At 62.1% G+C, this 20,365-nt stretch carries 8 protein-coding genes; all 8 read left to right on the top strand.

Features of this window, described 5'->3' with window-relative positions; genetic code table 11:
* The first annotated feature begins 60 nt into the window (after nt 1-60).
* The 8 genes from ACX80C_RS07375 (at nt 61) to ACX80C_RS07340 (ending at nt 20,204) form a co-directional block, all read left to right on the top strand.
* Nucleotides 61-945 carry a biotin--[acetyl-CoA-carboxylase] ligase gene (locus tag ACX80C_RS07375; protein WP_459325744.1) on the top strand — a complete coding sequence of 295 codons (885 nt, stop codon included), beginning with the start codon at nt 61-63 and terminating at the stop codon, nt 943-945.
* A 42-nt stretch (nt 946-987) separates the two neighbouring features.
* A complete protein-coding gene (locus tag ACX80C_RS07370) occupies nt 988-1,566 on the top strand; it encodes a PH domain-containing protein (protein WP_459325742.1) in 579 nt (192 codons plus the stop codon).
* Between the two features lie 89 nt (nt 1,567-1,655).
* Nucleotides 1,656-2,738, top strand: a complete 1,083-nt coding sequence (locus ACX80C_RS07365) for an adenylate/guanylate cyclase domain-containing protein (protein ID WP_459325891.1) — start codon at nt 1,656-1,658, stop codon at nt 2,736-2,738.
* A 256-nt stretch (nt 2,739-2,994) separates the two neighbouring features.
* The gene (locus tag ACX80C_RS07360) at nt 2,995-9,021 is read left to right on the top strand and encodes an Ig-like domain-containing protein (RefSeq protein ID WP_459325741.1); all 6,027 of its coding nucleotides are present in this window, start codon (nt 2,995-2,997) and stop codon (nt 9,019-9,021) included.
* A gap of 238 nt (nt 9,022-9,259) precedes the next feature.
* Nucleotides 9,260-15,334 carry an Ig-like domain-containing protein gene (locus ACX80C_RS07355; RefSeq protein ID WP_459325739.1) on the top strand — a complete coding sequence of 2,025 codons (6,075 nt, stop codon included), beginning with the start codon at nt 9,260-9,262 and terminating at the stop codon, nt 15,332-15,334.
* Between the two features lie 91 nt (nt 15,335-15,425).
* Nucleotides 15,426-16,397, top strand: a complete 972-nt coding sequence (locus tag ACX80C_RS07350) for an AAA family ATPase (RefSeq protein WP_459325737.1) — start codon at nt 15,426-15,428, stop codon at nt 16,395-16,397.
* A 13-nt stretch (nt 16,398-16,410) separates the two neighbouring features.
* Nucleotides 16,411-17,805: a DUF58 domain-containing protein gene (locus ACX80C_RS07345; RefSeq protein WP_459325735.1), complete on the top strand. Its 1,395-nt coding sequence runs from the start codon at nt 16,411-16,413 to the stop codon at nt 17,803-17,805.
* Nucleotides 17,802-20,204 carry a transglutaminase-like domain-containing protein gene (locus ACX80C_RS07340; RefSeq protein ID WP_459325734.1) on the top strand — a complete coding sequence of 801 codons (2,403 nt, stop codon included), beginning with the start codon at nt 17,802-17,804 and terminating at the stop codon, nt 20,202-20,204. Before ACX80C_RS07345 ends, ACX80C_RS07340 begins: the two co-directional genes overlap by 4 nt.
* Nucleotides 20,205-20,365 lie beyond the last annotated feature (161 nt).

Genomic DNA, 20,365 nt, shown 5'->3' with positions numbered 1-20,365 from the left:
CCTACCGGCCCCCCGGGGTTCGCTCCGCTCACACCGGGTCCCTGCCGATACGCTTAGAGCATGACATCCCGCTACTCCAGCCTTGAACGTCCAGGCCTTGACGAGGCCGGGCTGCGCGAGGTCCTCTGCAGTCCCAGGGGGCAATTCGCGAGACTGGAACTGGTGGAGGCAACAGGGTCAACCAACACCGACCTCGTCCGGCTCGCTGAACAGGACGCCGCCGGGTGGCCCGACCTGAGTGTCCTGACGGCAGAAGAGCAAACAGCCGGTCGGGGCAGGCTGGACCGGAAGTGGACCGCGCCGGAGCGCTCGTCGCTGATCGTGAGCGTATTGCTGCGCCCCCTCACAAAGACCGGTCGTCCGCTGCCCACCCAGAGCTACGGCTGGCTATCCCTTCTTGCTGCGCTCGCGCTCTCGGAGAGCATTGAGGAGCGCACCGAGATCAGTCCGCAACTCAAGTGGCCCAACGACGTCCACGTGGACGGGCGCAAACTCGCCGGTGTCTTGGCGCAACTGGTCCCCGGCGCCAATGGGGCGCCGCCCGCCGTCGTCGTCGGCTGCGGTGTGAACGTAAGCCTCACCGACCAGGAACTGCCCGTGCCGAACGCGACCAGCCTCCTGCTCGAGCACGCCACAACCACTGACCGGAACGTCCTGTTGAAGGCGTACCTGCGCCGGCTCGCGGATTCGTATACGGAATTCACGGTAGTCGACGGCGATGCGTCCCGTCCGTGGACGGACGGCAAATCGCTGCAGCTAAGGGTCAGCGACCGGATGGTCACCCTCGGACAGGACGTACGGGCCGAACTGCCGAACGGCACCATGCTCACCGGCCGGGCCATGAACCTTGACACCCACGGTGCGCTGGTGGTGCGCGACGACGACGGCGAGCGGCACACTGTCGCTGCCGGCGACGTCGTTCACCTGCGTCCGCTGCTTTCCTAAACGCATGCACCGTTTGGACGCCCGCGTGAAGCGGGGTGCAGCATGCGCATAAAGCTCGAACCCGGTGAGCATGTTGTCGTCCGCACCAGGCCGCACCCGCGGCGGCTGTTCGGGCGGTTCATCACCACGTTGCTGATCCTGGCGGCGACGGGGTACGGCCTCGGCTGGTACAGCCGGGCACAGTTGCCGCCCGGGTGGCTGCCCTGGGAACCGGCCCTCCTCACGGCGTTCCTCGTGATAGCAGGTCTGCTGATTCTGCGCGTGTTCGTCGTCCCCCTGCTGAAATGGGCCGGCACCCGTTACATTCTGACGAGCCGGCGGTTGATCAGGCGGGCCGGGTTCACCCGCCGCAGTGAGCGCGAAGTCAGGCTCACGGGAATCTTCCAGATCATCGTCGAGCAGACGTTGGTCGAGAGGGCGACGGCAGGCGGAACGCTCGTTTTTGACCTCGGCCGCGACAGGATGATCACGTTCCCGAACGTTCCCCAGATATCGACGTTCAAGCAATACATGGTGTCCGCGATCAGCGACCTCCCACTGACCGCCATGTTCGATGGTGTAGATATGGAAGTCGAGCCGATGGACAGGGCGGACATTCGCGGAACGGAACAGGAGTGGTGATGAGCGCCAGCAGCGGCACTGACGGCACCGAAGTGAGCGTGGCCCCGGGGAACCCGTCCGAGGATGAGGACAACCCGCTGACCCTCTCCATGCCGATCCTCAACCGCGCAGCCCTCCCTCCGGCGCCGGACACACTGGACAGAGACACCATTCGGCAGCTCGAAATCGAACTCCTTGGCGCCGAACGCACCTTACGACGCCGCGAGGTCGCCTCAGGCGCGGGCGTGTCCCTTCTGTCGGCTCGCAAGCTCTGGCGTGCCATGGGCTTTCCCAACATCGGGGACGACGACGTCGCGTTCACCGAGAAGGACATGGAAGCGCTCACCACCATCATCGAGCTGGTGCGCAAGGAGCAGCTCACCGAATCAGCCGCGATCTCGATTACGCGTGCGATCGGACAGATGACCGACCGCATGGTCGTGTGGCAGATCGAGGCGCTGGTGGAGGAGATGGTGGTCCAGCGCGGCATCACCGACGCCGCCGCACGCCGGAACCTCGTCGCGGAACTGCCGCAGCTGATTGACCCGCTGGAAAAGACCCTTGTTTACGCCTGGCGCCGGCAGCTGAACGCCGCCGTCCAGCGGTTGGCCGTCCGTGCCGAGGCCGGTCTCGCATCAAGCGAGACAGGACGGGCAGGCACGGAGGACGACGCTCCGCTGCCGCTGGCGCGCGCCGTGGGATTCGCAGACCTGGTGTCCTACACCAGCCTCTCCCGGCAGATGAATGAGCGAACGCTCGCGCAGCTGGTTCAACGGTTCGAGAACATGTGCGCCGAGATCATTTCGGTGGGCGGCGGCCGCCTGGTCAAGACGATCGGCGATGAAGTGCTGTACATCGCAGAGACACCCGAAGCGGGCGCTGAAATATCCCTTGCCCTGGCTAAAGCCTTCACGGAGGACGATCTCCTGCCATCCGCGAGGGTATCGATGGTGTGGGGCAGGATCCTCTCCCGACTCGGTGATATCTACGGCCCCACCGTCAACCTGGCCGCGCGGCTGACTTCGCTGGCCGAGCCGGGAACGGTACTGATTGACGCGACGACGGCGGCAACGCTGCGGGACAACGAACGCTTTGTCCTGATGCCGCACAAGGCACGAACGGTGCGCGGGTTTGGCGAGGTTCACCCGGTGACGCTCGCCAGGGGTACCGGCGACGGCTTGATCCTGGACTGACTGCAACCTACTCCGATACGCTGCCGGGCTTCGGTATGGGCACAAGTACCCATGACTGGGCGCGCTTCGAGTTGCACGGTCGTGTAACACTTTAATCGGTCAAGTATTGGCCTTCTGCCTCCGCACGGAGGCCAGGGTCCATCCAGCGTCTCAACGGGGAATCTTTGTGAAGCTTCTGAACCGACTCCACCGATTCAGCACAAAACACAAACGAACACTTACCGTCTCCACCGTTTCGGCAGTCAGCGTGGCTGTTGTGAGCGGTGCTTTGTTGTACCCGGGCTTCGCCACGGCTGAGGTTGACCTGAATGACGGCGGCGTCTGGGTGACCAACCACAACACCGGAATGGTTGGCCACCTGAACTACCAGTCGCGTCTGCTCGACGGTGGATACGCAGCAAACAGCGATGGCTTCGACATCATTCAGGACGCTGCGACGGTGTTCAACATCAACACGGATCAGTCGAAGGTCAGCCCCGTGGATGTTGCCAACGTCGTCCGTGGTACTGAGGTCCAGTTGCCGGGGTCTGCGGCCGTCGCGATGGGCGGCGCTACGGTTGCAGTGACTGACCGGGCTGGTGGGGCGGTGTGGATTACCACCGCGCAGAATCTTGGTGCGTTTAGTGATCAGGAGACCGAACCTGTTGTGACCGGTTCGTCGGGGGTGGTTGCCGCAGTCTCGTCCAACAACCGGGTGTTTGTTGCTGATCCTGGTGCGGGGACTGTGTCAACGTACGTCGTGGCCGCAGATGGTACCTACGAAGAACCGGCTGTCGTCGAAGTGGAAGAGCTCAATGGCTTCGGTGATGCGCAGATCGCTGCCGTCGGAGATCAGGCAGCGGTGTTCGACGGGGAGTCGGGGCAACTGATCCTGCCCGACGGTGAGGTTGTTGTTCTCCCGGATGCCCAGGACGGCAAGCTCCAGCAGAGTGGTCCGGCTGGCGCCTTCGTGGTGGTGGCAACACCGACGTCGTTGATCAAGCAGCCGCTCTCCGGTGGCGACCCCACTGTCACTGCGTTGGAAGGTAACGGGGTTCCTGCGGCTCCGGTGCAGTTGGATGGTTGTGTGCACTCAGCGTGGGCTGGCGCTGCGGTGTATGTCCGCGATTGTGTCGATGACGCTGGTGATCGTCGCGAGGAGATCCCGGAGTTGGGGGCGGAGTCGGAGCTGGTTTTCCGGGTGAACCGGAGCGTGATTGTGCTCAATGACGTCAATGCCGGTGATGTTTGGTTGGTGTTGCAGAACATGCAGTTGGTGGATAACTGGGGTGACATTATTCCGCCGAAGCAGGATTCCGATGAGGAGGACGAGGAATCGGCCAGCGAGAATCCGGTGAATACGCTTCCGGATCGTAGTGGTGAGAACCGTCCGCCGGTGGCGGAGGATGATTCCTATGGTGCGCGGGCGGGGCGGACCACGATTCTGAATGTGTTGACTAATGACACTGATCCGGATGGTGATCTGTTGACCGCGGCGTTGGCCGGTGAGCAGCCCGCTGCGGGGAGCGTGCAGCCGATCTATAACGGTGCGGGATTGCAGATTGTGGTGCCGGTGGATGCGCCGGTGGGCAATCATACGTTCTCTTATGAGGTTGCTGACGGTCGGGGTGGTAGCGATTCGGCTGAGGTGAGTGTTGATGTGCGGGGTGCGGAGTCCAATGAGCCGCCGACGCCGTTGCGGCCGACAAAGATTTTGGTGGAAGAGGGCAAGTCGGTCAGGCAGAACATTCTGTCCAGTTGGATGGATCCTGATGGTGATGATTTATTCCTGGTCAGTGCGGAGCCGACTCCGGATGGGGATCAGGTGCGGACCCGCTCGGATGGGTTGTTGACGTTCCGGGATGTGGGCAAGGGCCAGGGGGTGAAGGAAGTGAACATTGTGGTCTCTGATGGCCGCGATGAGGTTTCCGGTGTGATCAGTTTTGACGTTCGCGCTTCCGGGACGTTGGCGCCGGTGGTGAATTTCGATCACTTCACGGCGACCGTGGGGCAAGAATCCCAGCTCACGCCGCTGCAAAACGATATTGACCCTGCCGGCGGGCAGTTGAGTTTGGCGAAGGCGGAAATTACCGGAGGTGAGGCCGCGCTGACCCCGAATTATGAGACGGGGACGGTTGCTTTCACTCCGGAGGCGGCAGGGACGTATTACGTCGAGTACTTGGTGACGAATGGGCCGCAGAGTGCCAGCGGTCTTATCCGGGTGGATGCGAAGGCTGAGGGTGCTGAGGGTGCTCCGATTGCTGTCCGTGATGTGGCGTTGTTGCCTCGAAACGGCGACGTGCTGGTGGACGTGCTGGGGAACGACAGCGATCCGACTGGTGGCGTGCTGGTGGTTCAGTCCGTGGATGTCCCCGCAGACTCTCCTCTTGAGGTGGCTGTGCTTGATCACAATGTTCTTCGAATCCATGACGTCCGCAGCCTGAATCAGCAGACGACCATCACTTATACGGTTTCCAACGGTACGGCCACTGCTACCGGTGAGGTGAGTGTTTTGTCGGTTGAGGGGCCTCAGACGCTTTTGCCGCCGCAGGCGAATGCGGATGAGGTGACGGTGCGTGCCGGGGATGTGGTCAATATCCCGGTTCTGGAGAATGACACGCACCCGAATGGGGATGACTTGACCTTGAGCCCGGTGCTCGCTCAGGGCATTGACCTGGCGGACGGGCGGATCTTTGCCTCGGAGAACTCGTTGCGGTTTGTCGCAGGAGATACCGCGAAGACTGTTTACGCGATTTATGAGGTGTTGGACAGCACAGGGCAGACGGACTCGGCGGAGGTGCGGATCAACATCCGGCCGCTGGATGCACCGAACACTCCGCCGGTGCCGGAAAACCTTGATGCCCGGGTGATCGCGGGATCCACCGTGCGTATTCCGGTCCCGTTGGATGGCATTGATGCCGATGGTGACTCGTCGTTCCTTGCTGGGATCGATGTTGCACCTGGGATGGGTGCTGCTGTTCCGGGCCCGAATTATATTGATTTCACGGCCTCGGCTACGGGCGCTGGGACGGATACGTTTACGTATACGGTGCGGGACCGGTTGGGTTTGGAGAACACAGGAACCGTGCAGGTGGGGATCGCTCCTGCGGCGGAGGCTAACCAGTTGCCGGTGCCGGTCAATGATGGGGTGATTCTGCGGCCGGGGCGTGCGATCGCTGTCGACGCGTTACGCAATGATTCCGATCCGGATGGGGATCCGATCGCGTTGGATCCTGAGGCTGTGAGCGCGTCCCCTGAGGAGATGCGCCCGGAGGTTGTTGAGGGCAGGGTGGTGTTCCGCGCACCGGAGGCCGAGGGTGATTTCAGTGTCCGTTATGGCATCGGGGACGGCCGCGGTGGGACGGCGAATGGGAATATCAGTGTCACGGTGGATCAGAATGCCCCGTTGTTGTTGCCGATTGCCCGTGATGACCGGGTGGAGCGTGAAGAAGTGCGGGGGCAGACTGCGGTTGATGTTCCGGTGCTGAAGAACGATGAGGACCCGGACGGGGTATCCGAGGATCTGGATGTCACAGTTGATCCGGCTTACGTAGGCGCCAGCGTCGGTGCCGAGAACGTGGTCCGGGTGGAACTGACCGAGGACGCCCAGATTGTCCCGTATACAGTCGAGGACATTGATGGTGGTTTAGCGACGGCGGTGATCTGGGTGCCGGGGTTGAGCGAGCAGTATCCGACGTTGATCAGTGATGCGCCCATCGATGTGACGGCGGGGGAGGAACTGGCCCTTGATCTGAGCGAACTCGTGGAGGTCCGGGAAGGCCGGAGCCCACGGCTGACGGTTGAGGACAAGGTTTCAGCGATCGGCACCAGCAACGCTAACGAGTGGGTGGTTGACCCCAACAACCTGCGCTACGCGGCGGACATCGATTACGCGGGCAAGGGATCAATAACCTTCGAGGTCACTGACGGGTCCGGTCCGGATGATCCGCAGGGTTTGAGTTCGACTCTGACGATCCTGACGAACGTGATCCCGAACGAAGACCGTAATTTTCCGCCCACCCTTGAGTCCGGGTCGTTGGAGGTTGCTATCGCGGAGCCGGCAGTGACCCTGGATCTGGCCGGGTTGGCAGCGGATCCGAACCCGGATGATGTGCTTGAGTTCTCGTTGACCGGGGACCTGCCTGCCGGGTTTGATGTGTCTTTCGAGGGTTCCGTGCTCAGTGTTGCGGCGCAGGACGGTGCGCAGGTCGGGACCACGGGCATGGTGGGTATATCCGTGAGCGATGGTGAGGAAACCGCAGCCAGCACTGTTGCGTTGACGGTCCTTGCCTCGTCCCGGCCGTTGCCGGTCGCCAACGATGACGAGGTTCCTGAAGCGGTCCAGGGCGAAGCGGTCACGGTGGATGTGCTCAGCAATGACGTGAACCCATTCCCGGAAGAGCCGCTGCAGATCATTGATGTGATCGCTGACGGTAACGGCAGCGTGTCCCAGCAAGGCAACTCGGTGGTGGTGACCCCGGGCGAATCGTTCGTCGGCTCGATGAGCGTGCAGTACACGGTTCAGGATAAGACGGGTGATCTTTCTCGGGTAGCTACCGGGCAGATCGTGTTGACCGTGAAGGGTAAGCCCGGTGTCCCCTCAACCCCCGTTGTGGAGAGTACCCGAAATAAGTCCGTGGTGTTGTCCTGGGATCCACCGGCCGATAATGGGTCCCCGATCACCGGTTACACAGTGCGGAGTAATAACGGGTTCTCCCAGGAATGCCAGGCGACCACGTGCACGCTGACCGGGTTGACGAACAACGTGGAATACGTGTTCACGGTAACCGCCACGAACGCTATCGGCACGTCTGACCCGTCCCCGGAATCCGCTGTTGCACGCCCGGATACCCAGCCGGCGCAACCTGCACCGCCAACCCTAATATTCGGGGATGGAGCATTGACGGTGAACTGGGTTCCACCAGCGAATGAAGGGTCCCCGATCGAGGGTTATGACCTGCAGATTTCCCCGGCCCCACCCAACGGTGCGGTGCAGCGGAGCGCGTCCGGGAGCCCGCTGACCTGGGAAGGCCTGGAGAACGGGACCGCCTACAAGGTCCGGGTTCAGGCCCGTAACGCTGCTCCTGAACCGTCTGAATTCAGCGATTACTCCGCGGCGGAGACCCCTGCCGGGTTGCCTGGGACACCTCCGGCGCCGACCACCACAAGGGCGCAGTCACTGGGCAAGGAGAGTCAACTGGTCATCGACTGGGCGGATGTAAACCCGAACGGTGCACCCGTGACGAAGTACCAGGTCCAGGAGTTCCAGGGTGGGAACCTCGTTCGTACCCTGCCCGAAGTCCAGGCCTCCGAGCAGACGATTGTTGTCCCGAACGCTGAAGCCGATTACAGCTACTCGGTGCGTGCCTACAACCAAGCCGGGTGGACCGAGTACGGGGCGCAATCAGCACCACGACGGGCCGTCGGAGCACCTGCCGCGCCGGCACCACCACGACTGCTCGAAACCCGCACCGGCGGTAACGGTGAGCACGTGCGTATCGAGTTCAACGAACTGACCGCAGCGGAACGCAACGGTGCGCGCGCTTCCGAGGTCAGCTACCAGGCAACCTTCAGCGACGGACGCCAACTACGGGTAAGCAACGGCCAGGAAATCGGCGGCTTCCCCAACGGAACCCGCGTCTGGGCCGTCATCCGCGCGGTCACCACGGCCGACGGCTCCAACTACCCGGGACCCGACAGCGCCCGCTCCAACAACGTCACCCCCTACGGTCAACCTCGGAAACCCAATGCAGATTCGGGAACGAGTAAACGCGGCGACAAAGACGTGCACTTCACCTGGTCCGCCCCCGCAGACAACGGTCGCCCGGTCGACTACGTACGTTATCGTCATCTTTCTCCCAACCTTGGGTGGGTCAACGGCGGTAAGTCCGGCAAGGCGAGCTTTCCGGCCGACGACTGGGGCAAATCCGTGACCCTCGAATTCCAGACGTGCGATTCCACGGGCCAGTGCGCGGGAAGCAAGAAGGTTGTCGGCCGAGCGGGCGATGAGCCACCACCACCACAGCCGACAGCGTGGACCATTCACGGTGGCGGGGAACTGGAGTCACGCAGCTGTATGGATCCCCGGGATGGGTCAAACTTCGACGATGCCACAAGGAATTGTCGGGGGGAGCACTGGTTCTATCCCGACCAATCGATGACTTCCAATTGCTACATCAGCCGTAGCAGTGGGCCGTGGTTCAGGCAGCAGTCCGGACCCAACGGGAGCAACAATGGGTTGTTCCTGAAGGGCGTCCACACCACCACCGGTAATCGGCCGCCGGCCGGCATGCCGCGGTGCTGATTGGCCCGGCGGTTGATTGGCGATCAGGAACACCAATAGGAAGTTGTGACGATAACGTGAGGATGACCGATTTGCGTGGTCGTGTAACACTTTATTCGTCCGAGTCTCTGACAGGTCTCCCTTCCGGAGACCTGTCCATCAAGCGTTTCAACCGGGGAATCTTGTGAAGCTTCTGAGCGGCCTTCGACGGTTCAATACCAGGCACAAACGAACAGTTACGGTCTCAACGGTTTCGGCAATGACCATTGCCGTTGTCAGCGGTGCATTGTTGTATCCCGGGTTTGCCACGGCTGAGGTGGATTTGAATGACGGTGGCGTGTGGGTGACTAACCGTAATACCGGGTTGGTGGGTCACCTGAACTATGAGTCGCGTTTGCTTGATGGTGGTTACGCGGCCAACAGCGATGGTTTTGACATCGTGCAGGACGAGGCCGCGGTGTTCAACGTAAATACGGATCAGTCGAAGGTTAGTCCGGTTGATGTGGCGAATGTGGTGCGGGGGACTGAGGTCCAGCTGCCGGGTGCGGCAGTAATCGCTATGGGCGGGGACACGGCCGCTGTAACCGACCTTGCCGGTGGCTCAGTATGGATCACCACTGTTGGTAACCTCGGTGCCTTCAGCGACCAGGAGACGGAACCGGTAGTAACTGGATCGGCCGGTGCGGTCGCGGCTGTCTCGTCCAACAACCGGGTAGTCATTGCAGATCCTGGTGCCGGGACAGTATCCACCTATTTTGTCGCGCCCGATGGAACACATCCCGCGCCCGAAATGCTCGAGTCGGAGGATTTGAAGAACTTCGACAACGCACAAATTGCCGCCGTTGGCGACCAGCCGGTGGTGTTTGACAGTGAGTCGGGGCATCTGATGCTGCCCGATGGCGAAATTGTGGTACTTCCGGATGCACAGGATGGGATGCTACAGCAGAGTGGGCCGGCGTCGGACTTCGTCGCGGTGGCGACGCCGACGTCGTTGATCAAGCAGCCCCTCGGTGGCGGGGATCCGGTGGTTACTGCATTGGAGGGCAACGGAGTTCCTGCGGCGCCAGTGCAGTTGAATGGTTGTGTGCATGCGGCGTGGGCTGCTGCGGCGGTTTATGTCCGTGACTGTGCCAATGACGCCGAGGATCGCCGTGAGGAGATCCCGGAGTTGGACGTCAAGTCGGAACTGGTGTTCCGGGTGAACCGTGACGTTGTGGTCCTCAATGACACCAACGCGGGGGACGTGTGGCTGGTGCTGCAGAACATGCAGCTGGTGGATAACTGGGGTGACATCATTCCGCCCAAGGATGAATCGGATGAGGAGGATGAGGAATCCGCGAGTGAGAATCCGGTGAATACGTTGCCGGACCGTAGCGGGGAAAACCGTCCTCCGGTTGCCGAGGATGATTCCTACGGCGCACGCGCGGGACGCACAACAATACTCACAGTGCTTACCAACGACACTGACCCGGATGGCGATTTGCTGACCAGTGAGCTAACCGGCGAGCAACCCGCGGCCGGCGAGGTCCAACCCATCTACGACGGTGCGGGGTTGCAGATTGTTGTTCCCGAGGATGCACCGGTGGGTAACCATACGTTCGCCTACGAGGTTGTTGATGGTCGGGGTGGCAAGGACTCGGCTCAGGTCAGTGTCGATGTGCGGGCTGCAGAGTCGAATGAACCACCCAAGCCGATGCGCTCGACCAAGATTCTGGTGGAAGAGGGTAAATCGGTCAGCCAGAACATTCTGAGTGCGTGGATGGACCCTGACGGGGACGATCTGTTTTTGGTGAGCGCTGAGCCGACGCCTGACGGCGACCAGGTCCGCACCCGGTCGGACGGCCTGCTGACCTTCCGTGATGTCGGTAAAGGTCAGGGCGTGAAGGAAGTCAGGATCGTGGTGTCTGACGGACGGGAGGAAACCTCCGGCGTCGTCAGTTTCGATGTTCGTGCCTCCGGGACGCTGGCCCCGGTGGTGAACTTCGATCACTTCACGGCCACTGTGGGCCAGGAATCACAGCTGTCGCCATTGCAGAATGACCAGGATCCGGCCGGTGGTCAGTTGAGCCTGGCGAAGGCGGAGATCACTGGCGGGGAAGCTGCGCTGACTCCGAATTATGAAACGGGGACGGTTGCGTTCACCCCTGAATCCGCAGGTACCTATTACATCGAGTACCTGGTAACCAATGGCCCGCAAAGCGCAAGCGGACTCATTCGGGTTGATGCGAAGGCTGAAGGTGTTGAGGGTGCGCCGGTCGCGGTCCGCGACGTGGCGTTGCTTCCCAGCAATGGCGACGTCCTGGTGGATGTACTGGGGAATGACACGGATCCGAGCGGTGGTGTGCTGGTGGTCCAGTCCGTTGATGTCCCGGAGGGTTCACCCCTTGATGTAGCGGTGCTGAACCATAGCGTATTGCGGATTCACGACGTGAGGAATTTGGACCGTCAGACCAAAATCACCTACACGGTGTCCAACGGTAAGGCCTCTGCTACCGGTGAGGTGAGCGTCCTGTCGGTGGCCGGCCCGGAAACACTCCTGCCGCCGCAGGCTAATGCGGATGAGGTGACGGTGCGTGCCGGGGACGTGGTCAACATTCCGGTTTTGGATAATGACACGCATCCGAACGGCGATGAGTTGACGTTGAGCCCCGTGCTCGCTCAGGGAATTGATCTTGCTGATGGGCGGATCTTTGCGTCTGAGAACACGTTGCGGTTCGTCGCAGGCGATACTGCGAAGACTGTGTACGCGATTTATGAGGTGTTGGATAGTACGGGGCAGACTGACTCGGCTGAGGTCCGCATCAACATCCGGCCGTTGGATGCTCCGAACACACCTCCGGTGCCAGAGAACCTGGATGCCCGTGTGATCGCGGGGTCTACGGTGCGGATTCCGGTGCCGTTGGACGGAATTGACGCAGACGGAGATTCGTCCTTCCTGGCCGGCATTGAGCGCGCACCTGTTATGGGTGCTGCCGTGCCGGGCCCGAATTACATTGATTTCACGGCATCTGCCACTGCTGCGGGAACCGACATTTTCACCTACACGGTCAGAGACCGTTTGGGTTTGGAGAACACGGGAACTGTGCAGGTTGGTATCGCGCCGGCGGCGGAGGCGAATCAGAAACCGGTGCCCGTCAACGACGGCGTGATTCTCCGTCCGGGCCGCGCTATTGCGGTCGACGCCCTTCGAAACGATTCTGATCCTGACGGGGATCCCATTTCCCTGAACACCGATGCGCTGAGCGCTTCGCCGGAGGAGATGGGACCCAAAGTTGTGGAGGGGCGCGTACTGATCCAGGCACCGCAAGCTGAGGGTGACTTCAGCGTCAGGTATGGGATTCAGGATGGCCGTGGTGGAGTAGCGAACGGTAACATCAGCGTCACCGTCGACCAGAACGCACCGCTGCTGCTTCCGATTGCCCGGGATGACCGAGTGGAACCCACTGAGACCCGCGGGCAGACCGCCGTCGACGTTCCCGTGCTGAAAAACGATGAAGACCCGGACGGCGTGGCCGAGGACTTGGTTGTAAGCATTGATCCCGCGAACATTACAGCTTCCGTAACTTCTGAGAACCTGGTCCGTGTCGAGTTGACCGAAGGGGCCCAATCGATTCCTTATACGGTGGAGGACATCGATGGGGGCCTTGCTACTGCGGTCATCTGGGTGCCCGGATTGAGCGATCAGTATCCGACGTTGATCAATGACGCCCCGATTGATGTCAACGCAGGTGAGGAACTTGCATTGGACCTGAACGAACTGGTCGAAGTCCGCGAGGGCAGAACCCCACGCCTTACGGTCGAGGAAAAAGTCACCGCTATCGGAACTGATAACCCGAATGAATGGGTTGTGGACCCAAACAACCTTCGCTACGCCGCGGACATCGACTATGCGGGCCGGGGGTCAATAACTTTCGAGGTCACGGATGGCTCGGGCCCCGATGACCCTGAAGGACTGAGTTCCACACTAACGATTCTCACGAATGTCATCCCCGTCAAGGATGAGAAGCGAAATGTTCCACCGACGTTGAGTTCGGGTTCACTGGAGGCCGCTATTGCTGAGCCTGCTGTCACGCTGGATATTGCTGCGTTGGCGTCTGACCCGGACCCGGCTGACGCTTTGGAGTTCGCCCTGACGGGGGAGCGTCCGGCCGGGTTTGACGTGTCGTTCGACGGTTCCGTATTGAGTGTTGCCGCCCAGGAAAGCGTCCGGGTTGGAACAACCGGTGTCATCGGGATCTCGGTTACCGATGGCGAGGCAACAGCGACCAGTTCGGTGGCGCTTGCTGTCCTGGCGTCGAGCAGGCCATTGCCGGTGGCTAACGACGACGAGGTCCCTGAAGCCGTGCAGGGCGAGCCGGTGACAGTCGAGGTTCTGAAGAATGACGTGAATCCGTTCCCGGAAGAAGCACTTGAGATTGTCGATGTCGTCGCTGACGGCAACGGCAGCGTTTCCCAACAAGGTGAATCCGTGGTCATCACACCAGGTGAGTCTTTCGTGGGGACGATGACGGTGCAGTACACGGTGCAGGACAAGACGGGGGATTTGTCCAGGGTTGCCACAGGTCAGGTTGTGTTGACGGTGAAGGGTAAGCCTGGTGTGCCGTCGACTCCGGTGGTGGAGAGCACCCGTAATAAGTCAGTGGTGTTGTCCTGGGATCCACCGGCCGATAACGGATCCCCGATCACTGGTTATGCGGTGACGAGTAATAACGGGTTCTCCCAGGAGTGCGAGGCGACCACATGTACGCTGACCGGGCTGACGAACAACGTGGAATACGTGTTCACGGTGACCGCCACGAATGAGGTGGGTATGTCCGATCCGTCACCGGAGTCCGCTGTCGCTCGACCGGACACACAGCCGGCGCAGCCTGCACCGCCAACTCTGGTCTTCGGTGACGGAGCATTGACGGTGAACTGGGTTCCACCCGCGAATGAGGGTTCCCCGATTGAGGGTTATGACTTGCAGCTTTCCCCTGCTCCTCCAAATGGTGCGGTGCAGCGCAGTGCCGCGGGTACCCCGATTACATGGGAAGGCCTGGAGAACGGGACAGCGTACAAGGTACGGGTGCAGGCGAGGAATGCTGCCCCTGAGCCCTCGGAGTGGAGTGATTACTCCGCTGCCGAGATTCCGGCTGGGTTACCCGGGACGCCTACTGCGCCAACCACCACCCGAGCCCAGTCACTGGGTAAGGAGAGTCAGTTGGTGGTCGACTGGGCGGATGTTACCCCGAACGGTGCACCCGTGACGAAGTACCAAGTCCAGGAATTCAAGGGTGGGAACCTTATCCGTACCCTGCCCGAGGTCCAGGTCGCCGAGCAGACCATCGTGGTGGCCAACGATGAAGCTGATTACAGCTACTCGGTGCGTGCCTACAACAAAGCCGGGTGGACTGAGTATGGGGCACAATCAGCACCACGTCGCGCAGTCGGAACTCCCGAGGCGCCGGCACCACCGCAGCTCGTCGAAACCCGGACTGGTAGTTCCGGAGAGCACGTGAAGATCACTTTCACCGAGCTTGCCGCCCCACAGCGAAACGGTGCGCGCGCGTCCGAAATCAGCTATCAGGCGTCCTTCAGCGACGGACGGACAATGGGCATCACCAACGGTCAGGAGGTTGGGGGCTTCCCGAACGGGTCTAATGTGTGGGCAGTGGTGCGTGCGGTGTCTTCCTCGGACGGAGCCAACTATCCGGGAGCGGACAGCGAACAATCCAACACCGTGATTCCGTACGGATTGCCCCTCGAACCTGCCGTGACCGCACGACCGAACGGGGAGGGGGATCGGACGATCGAGTTTGATTACTCCGCGCGGAATGACAACGGCCGCCCGGTCACTCACATCAAGTACCGCCACCGCGAGCCCGATCTGGCATGGGAAACGCAGAATCTACGCGCAGGCACCTTCGTGGATGAGACTGCGGAGTACAACGCTTCCGTGACTGTGGAGTTCCAGGCCTGCGATTCAATGGGGCAATGCTCACCGGGTGCGGTAGTCATGGGCACATCGGGCTCGGAGCCGGCGCCAACTGAACTGAGGACCCAGCTCAATGCTGGGATGGACCGAAGCTGCACAGAACCCGCGGATCGGACAGTCTACACACAGGCACCGAACAACAATCGATGTGGCGGAGCGGGTGGCCACGACGCGCCGTGGTTCGGTTCCGAACACAACTTCATTGTGGGTTGCTATATCTACAAGCCGCCGTCCGCATATCAAAACCGTCCAGCAATCCCCTGGTACCGGATCCTGAGCGAACGTAATCAAGGCCGTTACATCGACGCGGGCCACACGACCCTGGGCGGCCCGGATCGAAGCAGACTCCCGCAATGCTGAGCACGCGACATGACAAAATAGCCCTGCCATGGGCACCGCTACCCATTACCTGCATTTGAGAACGCACTACACGAGAAAAGAACACACCAACATGACAATGACAGCTGAGCAGGCCGCCTGGTTCGCAGGCACCTTCGACAAACTGGTCGGAAACGTGGGGCAGGCCGTTTTGGGCAAGTCGCATGTAGTTCGGTTGGTGCTGACCAGCATGCTTGCCGAGGGGCACGTGCTGCTCGAGGATGCGCCGGGAACCGGGAAGACCATGCTTGCCCGATCCCTTGCAGCCACCGTGCAGGGCACCCATTCCAGGATCCAGTTCACGCCGGACCTTCTCCCGTCCGATGTCACGGGCATCACGATCTATGACCAAAAGACCCAGGAGTTCGAATTCCATAAGGGTCCGATCTTCGCGAACATCGTGCTTGCTGATGAGATCAACCGCGCCTCTCCGAAGACGCAGTCGGCGCTGCTGGAAGTCATGGAAGAGTCCCGCGTGACAGTCGACGGCGTCAGTTACACCAACGAGCGTCCGTTCATGGTCATCGCCACCCAGAACCCCATTGAGCAGGCCGGCACCTACCGGCTACCCGAAGCGCAGCTGGACCGGTTCCTCATCAAGACCGAGATTGGCTACCCGGACCACGCATCCACGGTGCAGCTGCTTGGGGGCTCCGCAACGCGTGACAGGTCCGCTGCGCTTAGTCCGATCATCACCACGCAGGCGATCAAGGACATGGCCGACCTCGCCACTGAAACCCATGTTGATCCGGCGGTGCTCGAATACATTTCCCGCCTTACCGAAGAGACCCGCTCGGCACCTGAAACCAGGCTCGGTGTGAGCGTGCGCGGAGCGCTTGCCATGGTGCGCACAGCCAAGGTCTGGGCAGCAGGCCAGGGCAGGCACTACGTTCTGCCGGACGATGTGAAGGAACTCGCACCGTACGTCTGGACTCACAGGTTCGTCATGGATCCCGAAGCCGAATTCGCCGGTGCCACCGCTGAGGCGGTTCTACGCCGCGTCCTGGCCGATGTCTCTGCCCCGCAGCAGCGGGCCACTGCCTGATCTGCACAATTAGATGGCCACCAAAACCGACACCACAGAGAAGCGTTCGTCCCGACGACGGCGCGCCGCTGATCCAGCGCGCCCTCCGAAGGACTCAACCAGCTCACGAAGGGGCGGGAAGGCTGCCCCGCGCAAGGCGCCGTCGTCGTCCCGGTTGCACCCGCGGTCACTGAGCCGCGAAGCATGGCAGCTCGCCGAAGCCGCAGTGGCGCCCACCGTACGTCGAGGCGTGGGAATGTTCAGCCGTTACTGTGGGCCGGTGCTCGGCTTGGTCAGCCCGCTCGGGTGGATCATGATGGCCACCGTGGTCTCGCTCTGGCTGCTTGGCAGTATCTTCGAGTGGCGGGAAGCGCTGATTGCAGCGCTCCTTGGCACCATCCTCTTTGTTCTGGCCGTCGGTTTCATCATCGGGCGTTCGGCCTACGCCGTCGAACTCGACCTGACGCGCACACGGGTTGCCGTGGGGGACCGCGCCGTCGGAAGCGTTTCAGTCTCGAACAGTTCAAACAAGCCGCTGCTCCCCGCCTCACTAGAACTGCCGGTCGGAGCTGCAACAGCAATTTTCCACCTGCCGAGGCTGAAGCCAGGCCAACTGCATGAAGATCTCTTCACCATCCCCACCCAGCGGCGCGCCGTCATTGTGGTTGGACCGGTCCGTTCTGTGCGTGCAGACCCGCTGAGCCTTCTGCGACGGCAGGTTTTCTGGACCGAACCGACGGACCTATATGTACATCCGCGCACCACGCCGCTGGTCGGCTCGGCAGCCGGGTTCATCAAGGACCTGGAAGGCCTTCCCACCAAGGAACTCTCCAGCGCGGACGTCTCATTCCATGCGCTGCGTGACTACGTTCCGGGTGATGACCGCCGCCACATCCACTGGAAGACAACCGCACGTACGGGGCAGCTCATGGTCCGCCAGTTCGAGGAGACACGCCGCTCACACCTCGCTGTCGCGCTCTCCACCAACACGCAGGAGTACTCCTCGAACCTCGAGTTCGAACTCGGGGTGTCCGTGGCCGGTTCGATCGGGCTGCAGGCAATTCGGGAACAGCGGAACCTCAGCGTGCTCACCCAGGACGGCCCCCTACGCTCCGAAACGGGGCGGAACCTGCTCGATGACATGACGCGCATCGAAGGCCGCAACCGGCGGGCAACCGCTGTGGACCTGGCGAGGACGACGGCGGACACCGTCCCGAACGCCTCTGTCGTGTTCTTCGTCGTCGGGCAGCAAGTGACGCCCTCACAGCTGCGTTCGGCGGCGGCCTCCGTACCGCCGGGCATCCGGTGCATCGCGATTCGTTGCGTGGCCGACCAGGAACAGGGCCGGGCAACCATCGGTGACCTGACCGTGCTTACGCTCAATAACCTGACCGACCTGGCCATGATCCTGAGAAAGGCCGCAGCATGAGCCGCCGCGCAGGACGCACCGCCCGTCCCTTGCCCGGGCGGATTCAGGCCCTCATCGACGTGGGTGCCCTGACGGTACTCCTCGGCCTCGGCGTGCTTGGTTTCGGGCCTACGTTCGGAGGAGACCTGCGCTACCTCGCCGCAGGGTTCGGCGGGCTTGCTGTCGGGCTCGGCACTGCGTGGTTCAGCGCCCGCTTCCGTTGGGGATTCTGGCCGACAGCAGGGGTTCTGCTGGGTGCCTACCTGATCCTTGGACACGCCCTTGCCGCACCGACAGAATCATTCCTCGGTTTCCTGCCTACCCTTGAGTCGCTCCGGGTGCTGATTGTCGGCGTCGTCTTCTCCTGGAAGGACATCCTGACCGTTGCAGATCCGGTGGGTGTGAGCCGGGGGATGCTGGTGGTTCCGTTCCTTGCCGCGCTTATTGCTGCCGCAGTGGCCGGTGTGCTGGCCTGGCGGGTGCGAACGCCGTACTGGGTGCTGCTGCCGGTCATCGGTCTTTTCGTCGCGAGTATCGCATTCGGTACCAACCGTGCGTCCCTTCCCGAAGTTCGCGGGATCCTGCTGGTTGTTGCCGCTGCTGCCTGGCTCGCTTACCGGCGGGATATCGCCCGTACCGATGACACCAACGCCCTCTCGGCGAATGTATCCGGGCAGAAATCCGGCCCTGCCGCCTCGGCCGTCCTCCGCTCGGGAAGGCTGCGCCGACTGGGCCTCGGTGGTGCGGTCCTGGCACTCGCTACCATCCTGACCCTCGTGATCAGCCCGGTCCTTGCGGGAGGCACCAACCGTGATGTGCTCCGCGATGTCGTGGAACCGCCGGTGGACCTGTTTGACTACCCCAGCCCGCTGACGAGCTTCCGCAAGTACGTCAAGGACCAGTCCGAAGAGACGCTCCTGATGGTCGACGGCCTCCCAAAGGGAGAGCGGATAAGACTGGCGGCCATGGATGCCTATGACGGCGTGGTCTACAACGTGAACCCACAGGCGGCAGGCAACTTCGCCCGGGTGGGGGATGCGCAGCAGCTCGGCAATACGGACATCGCCGAGGAAGAGGGCACTGTCGCGACGCTCGATATCACCATCGAGGCGTACAACGGTGTCTGGCTTCCCTCGGGCGGCGAACTGATCGGTATGGACCTTCAGGGGCCCAGGGCCGACGAGCTGAACCGCTCCCTCTACTACAACAACGACGCCCGGACTGCGCTGTCAACGATCGGCGTGCAGTCCGGTGACACCTACAGCGTCAACGTGCTGTTCCCTGCTGTGCCGCCCGATGAGATCCTCACCCAGTACGGCTTCGCGGACCTCAGCCTGCCGCGGGTACAGAACGAGCCACCAGTGATTGCTTCGAAGGCCAGTGAGTACGTGGGTGAGGTGTCGGACCCGATCGAGCGCGCCCGCCGTCTTGAGCAGGTTCTGAGTTCCCAGGGGTTCTTCAGCAACGGCAAGGACGGGGAGGCGCCGTCGCTTCCCGGCCATGGGGCGGCCCGCATGCTCAACCTGCTCGACGCCGAACAGATGGTCGGCGACGACGAGCAGTACGCCGTGGCAATGGCCCTGATGGCCCGCAAGCTCAACATCCCCGCGCGGGTGGTCATGGGCTTCTATCCGGACTGGGACGAAATCGAAGATCCATCCGCGCCGATCGCCCTTACGGGTGAAGACGTGCACGCGTGGGTTGAAATTGCCTTCGACAATGCTGGCTGGGTACCCTTCGACCCCACGCCCCCGGAGGATAATGAGCCGGTTCCGCCCCAGCAGCAGCCGCGATCCTCACCGAAGCCCCAGGTGTTGCAGCCGCCCCCGCCGCCGCAGGAGCCGGCAGAGCTTCCGCCGGACTCGGCACCGGAACCACAGGACGCCGAGGACCGCACCGAGGACTTCTGGGACGACTGGGGGCCATTGATCCGTGCTATCGCGCTGGCACTGATTCCACTGGGTGTGCTGCTGCTGCCGCTGCTGCTGATTGCGCTGCTCAAGCTGCGTCGTCGTAAGCGGCGCGCGAACGACGGCGCGCCCTCCCAGCGTGTCGGGGGCGGGTGGAGCGAGGTCATGAGCTTGGCTACCGACCTCGGCGCCGAAACGAACTCCCGCGCAACCCGGCGCGAAAGCGCGCGTGACCTCGGTGACGTTTTTCCCGGTAGCGCCGGCTCCACAACGCTGCTGGCTGAACGCGCCGACGCGAGCATCTTCGCCGCCGGAGAGCCGACCGAACGCGAGGTCGAGGAGTACTGGGGAACGGTGGATGCGTCGCTGGATGACATGCGCGGGTCTGTGGGCTGGTTCCGCCGCCAGCGCGCCAGGTTCTCACCGCGTTCACTCATCCGTGAAGCGCGCTTGAAGATGGCCGGCGGCCCGAAGCCGAAACCGGCGAACGGACGACGGCGGAACCGATGAACAGGGCTGGGTTCGAGTGTCCTCGCTGCGCGTCCCGGGTTGTTGCCGGAACGGCGTACTGCGTGAGATGCGGCGCTGCCATTCCCAATCGGACCGGCAACGTCCGTACAGTTGATTCACCGGGCGGTGTGCGGTTGGATGGACGCGCTCCAGCGAATGGC

It is taken from the genome of Arthrobacter tecti, assembly GCF_054511355.1.
This window is presented reverse-complemented; position numbering and strand designations above follow the sequence as displayed.

Coding starts and splice junctions, on each gene's coding strand:
- ACX80C_RS07375 (WP_459325744.1), top strand. CDS start 61: ATGACATCCCGCTACTCCAGCCTTGAACGTCCAGGCCTTGACGAGGCC.
- ACX80C_RS07370 (WP_459325742.1), top strand. CDS start 988: ATGCGCATAAAGCTCGAACCCGGTGAGCATGTTGTCGTCCGCACCAGG.
- ACX80C_RS07365 (WP_459325891.1), top strand. CDS start 1,656: ATGCCGATCCTCAACCGCGCAGCCCTCCCTCCGGCGCCGGACACACTG.
- ACX80C_RS07355 (WP_459325739.1), top strand. CDS start 9,260: ATGACCATTGCCGTTGTCAGCGGTGCATTGTTGTATCCCGGGTTTGCC.
- ACX80C_RS07350 (WP_459325737.1), top strand. CDS start 15,426: ATGACAATGACAGCTGAGCAGGCCGCCTGGTTCGCAGGCACCTTCGAC.
- ACX80C_RS07345 (WP_459325735.1), top strand. CDS start 16,411: ATGGCCACCAAAACCGACACCACAGAGAAGCGTTCGTCCCGACGACGG.
- ACX80C_RS07340 (WP_459325734.1), top strand. CDS start 17,802: ATGAGCCGCCGCGCAGGACGCACCGCCCGTCCCTTGCCCGGGCGGATT.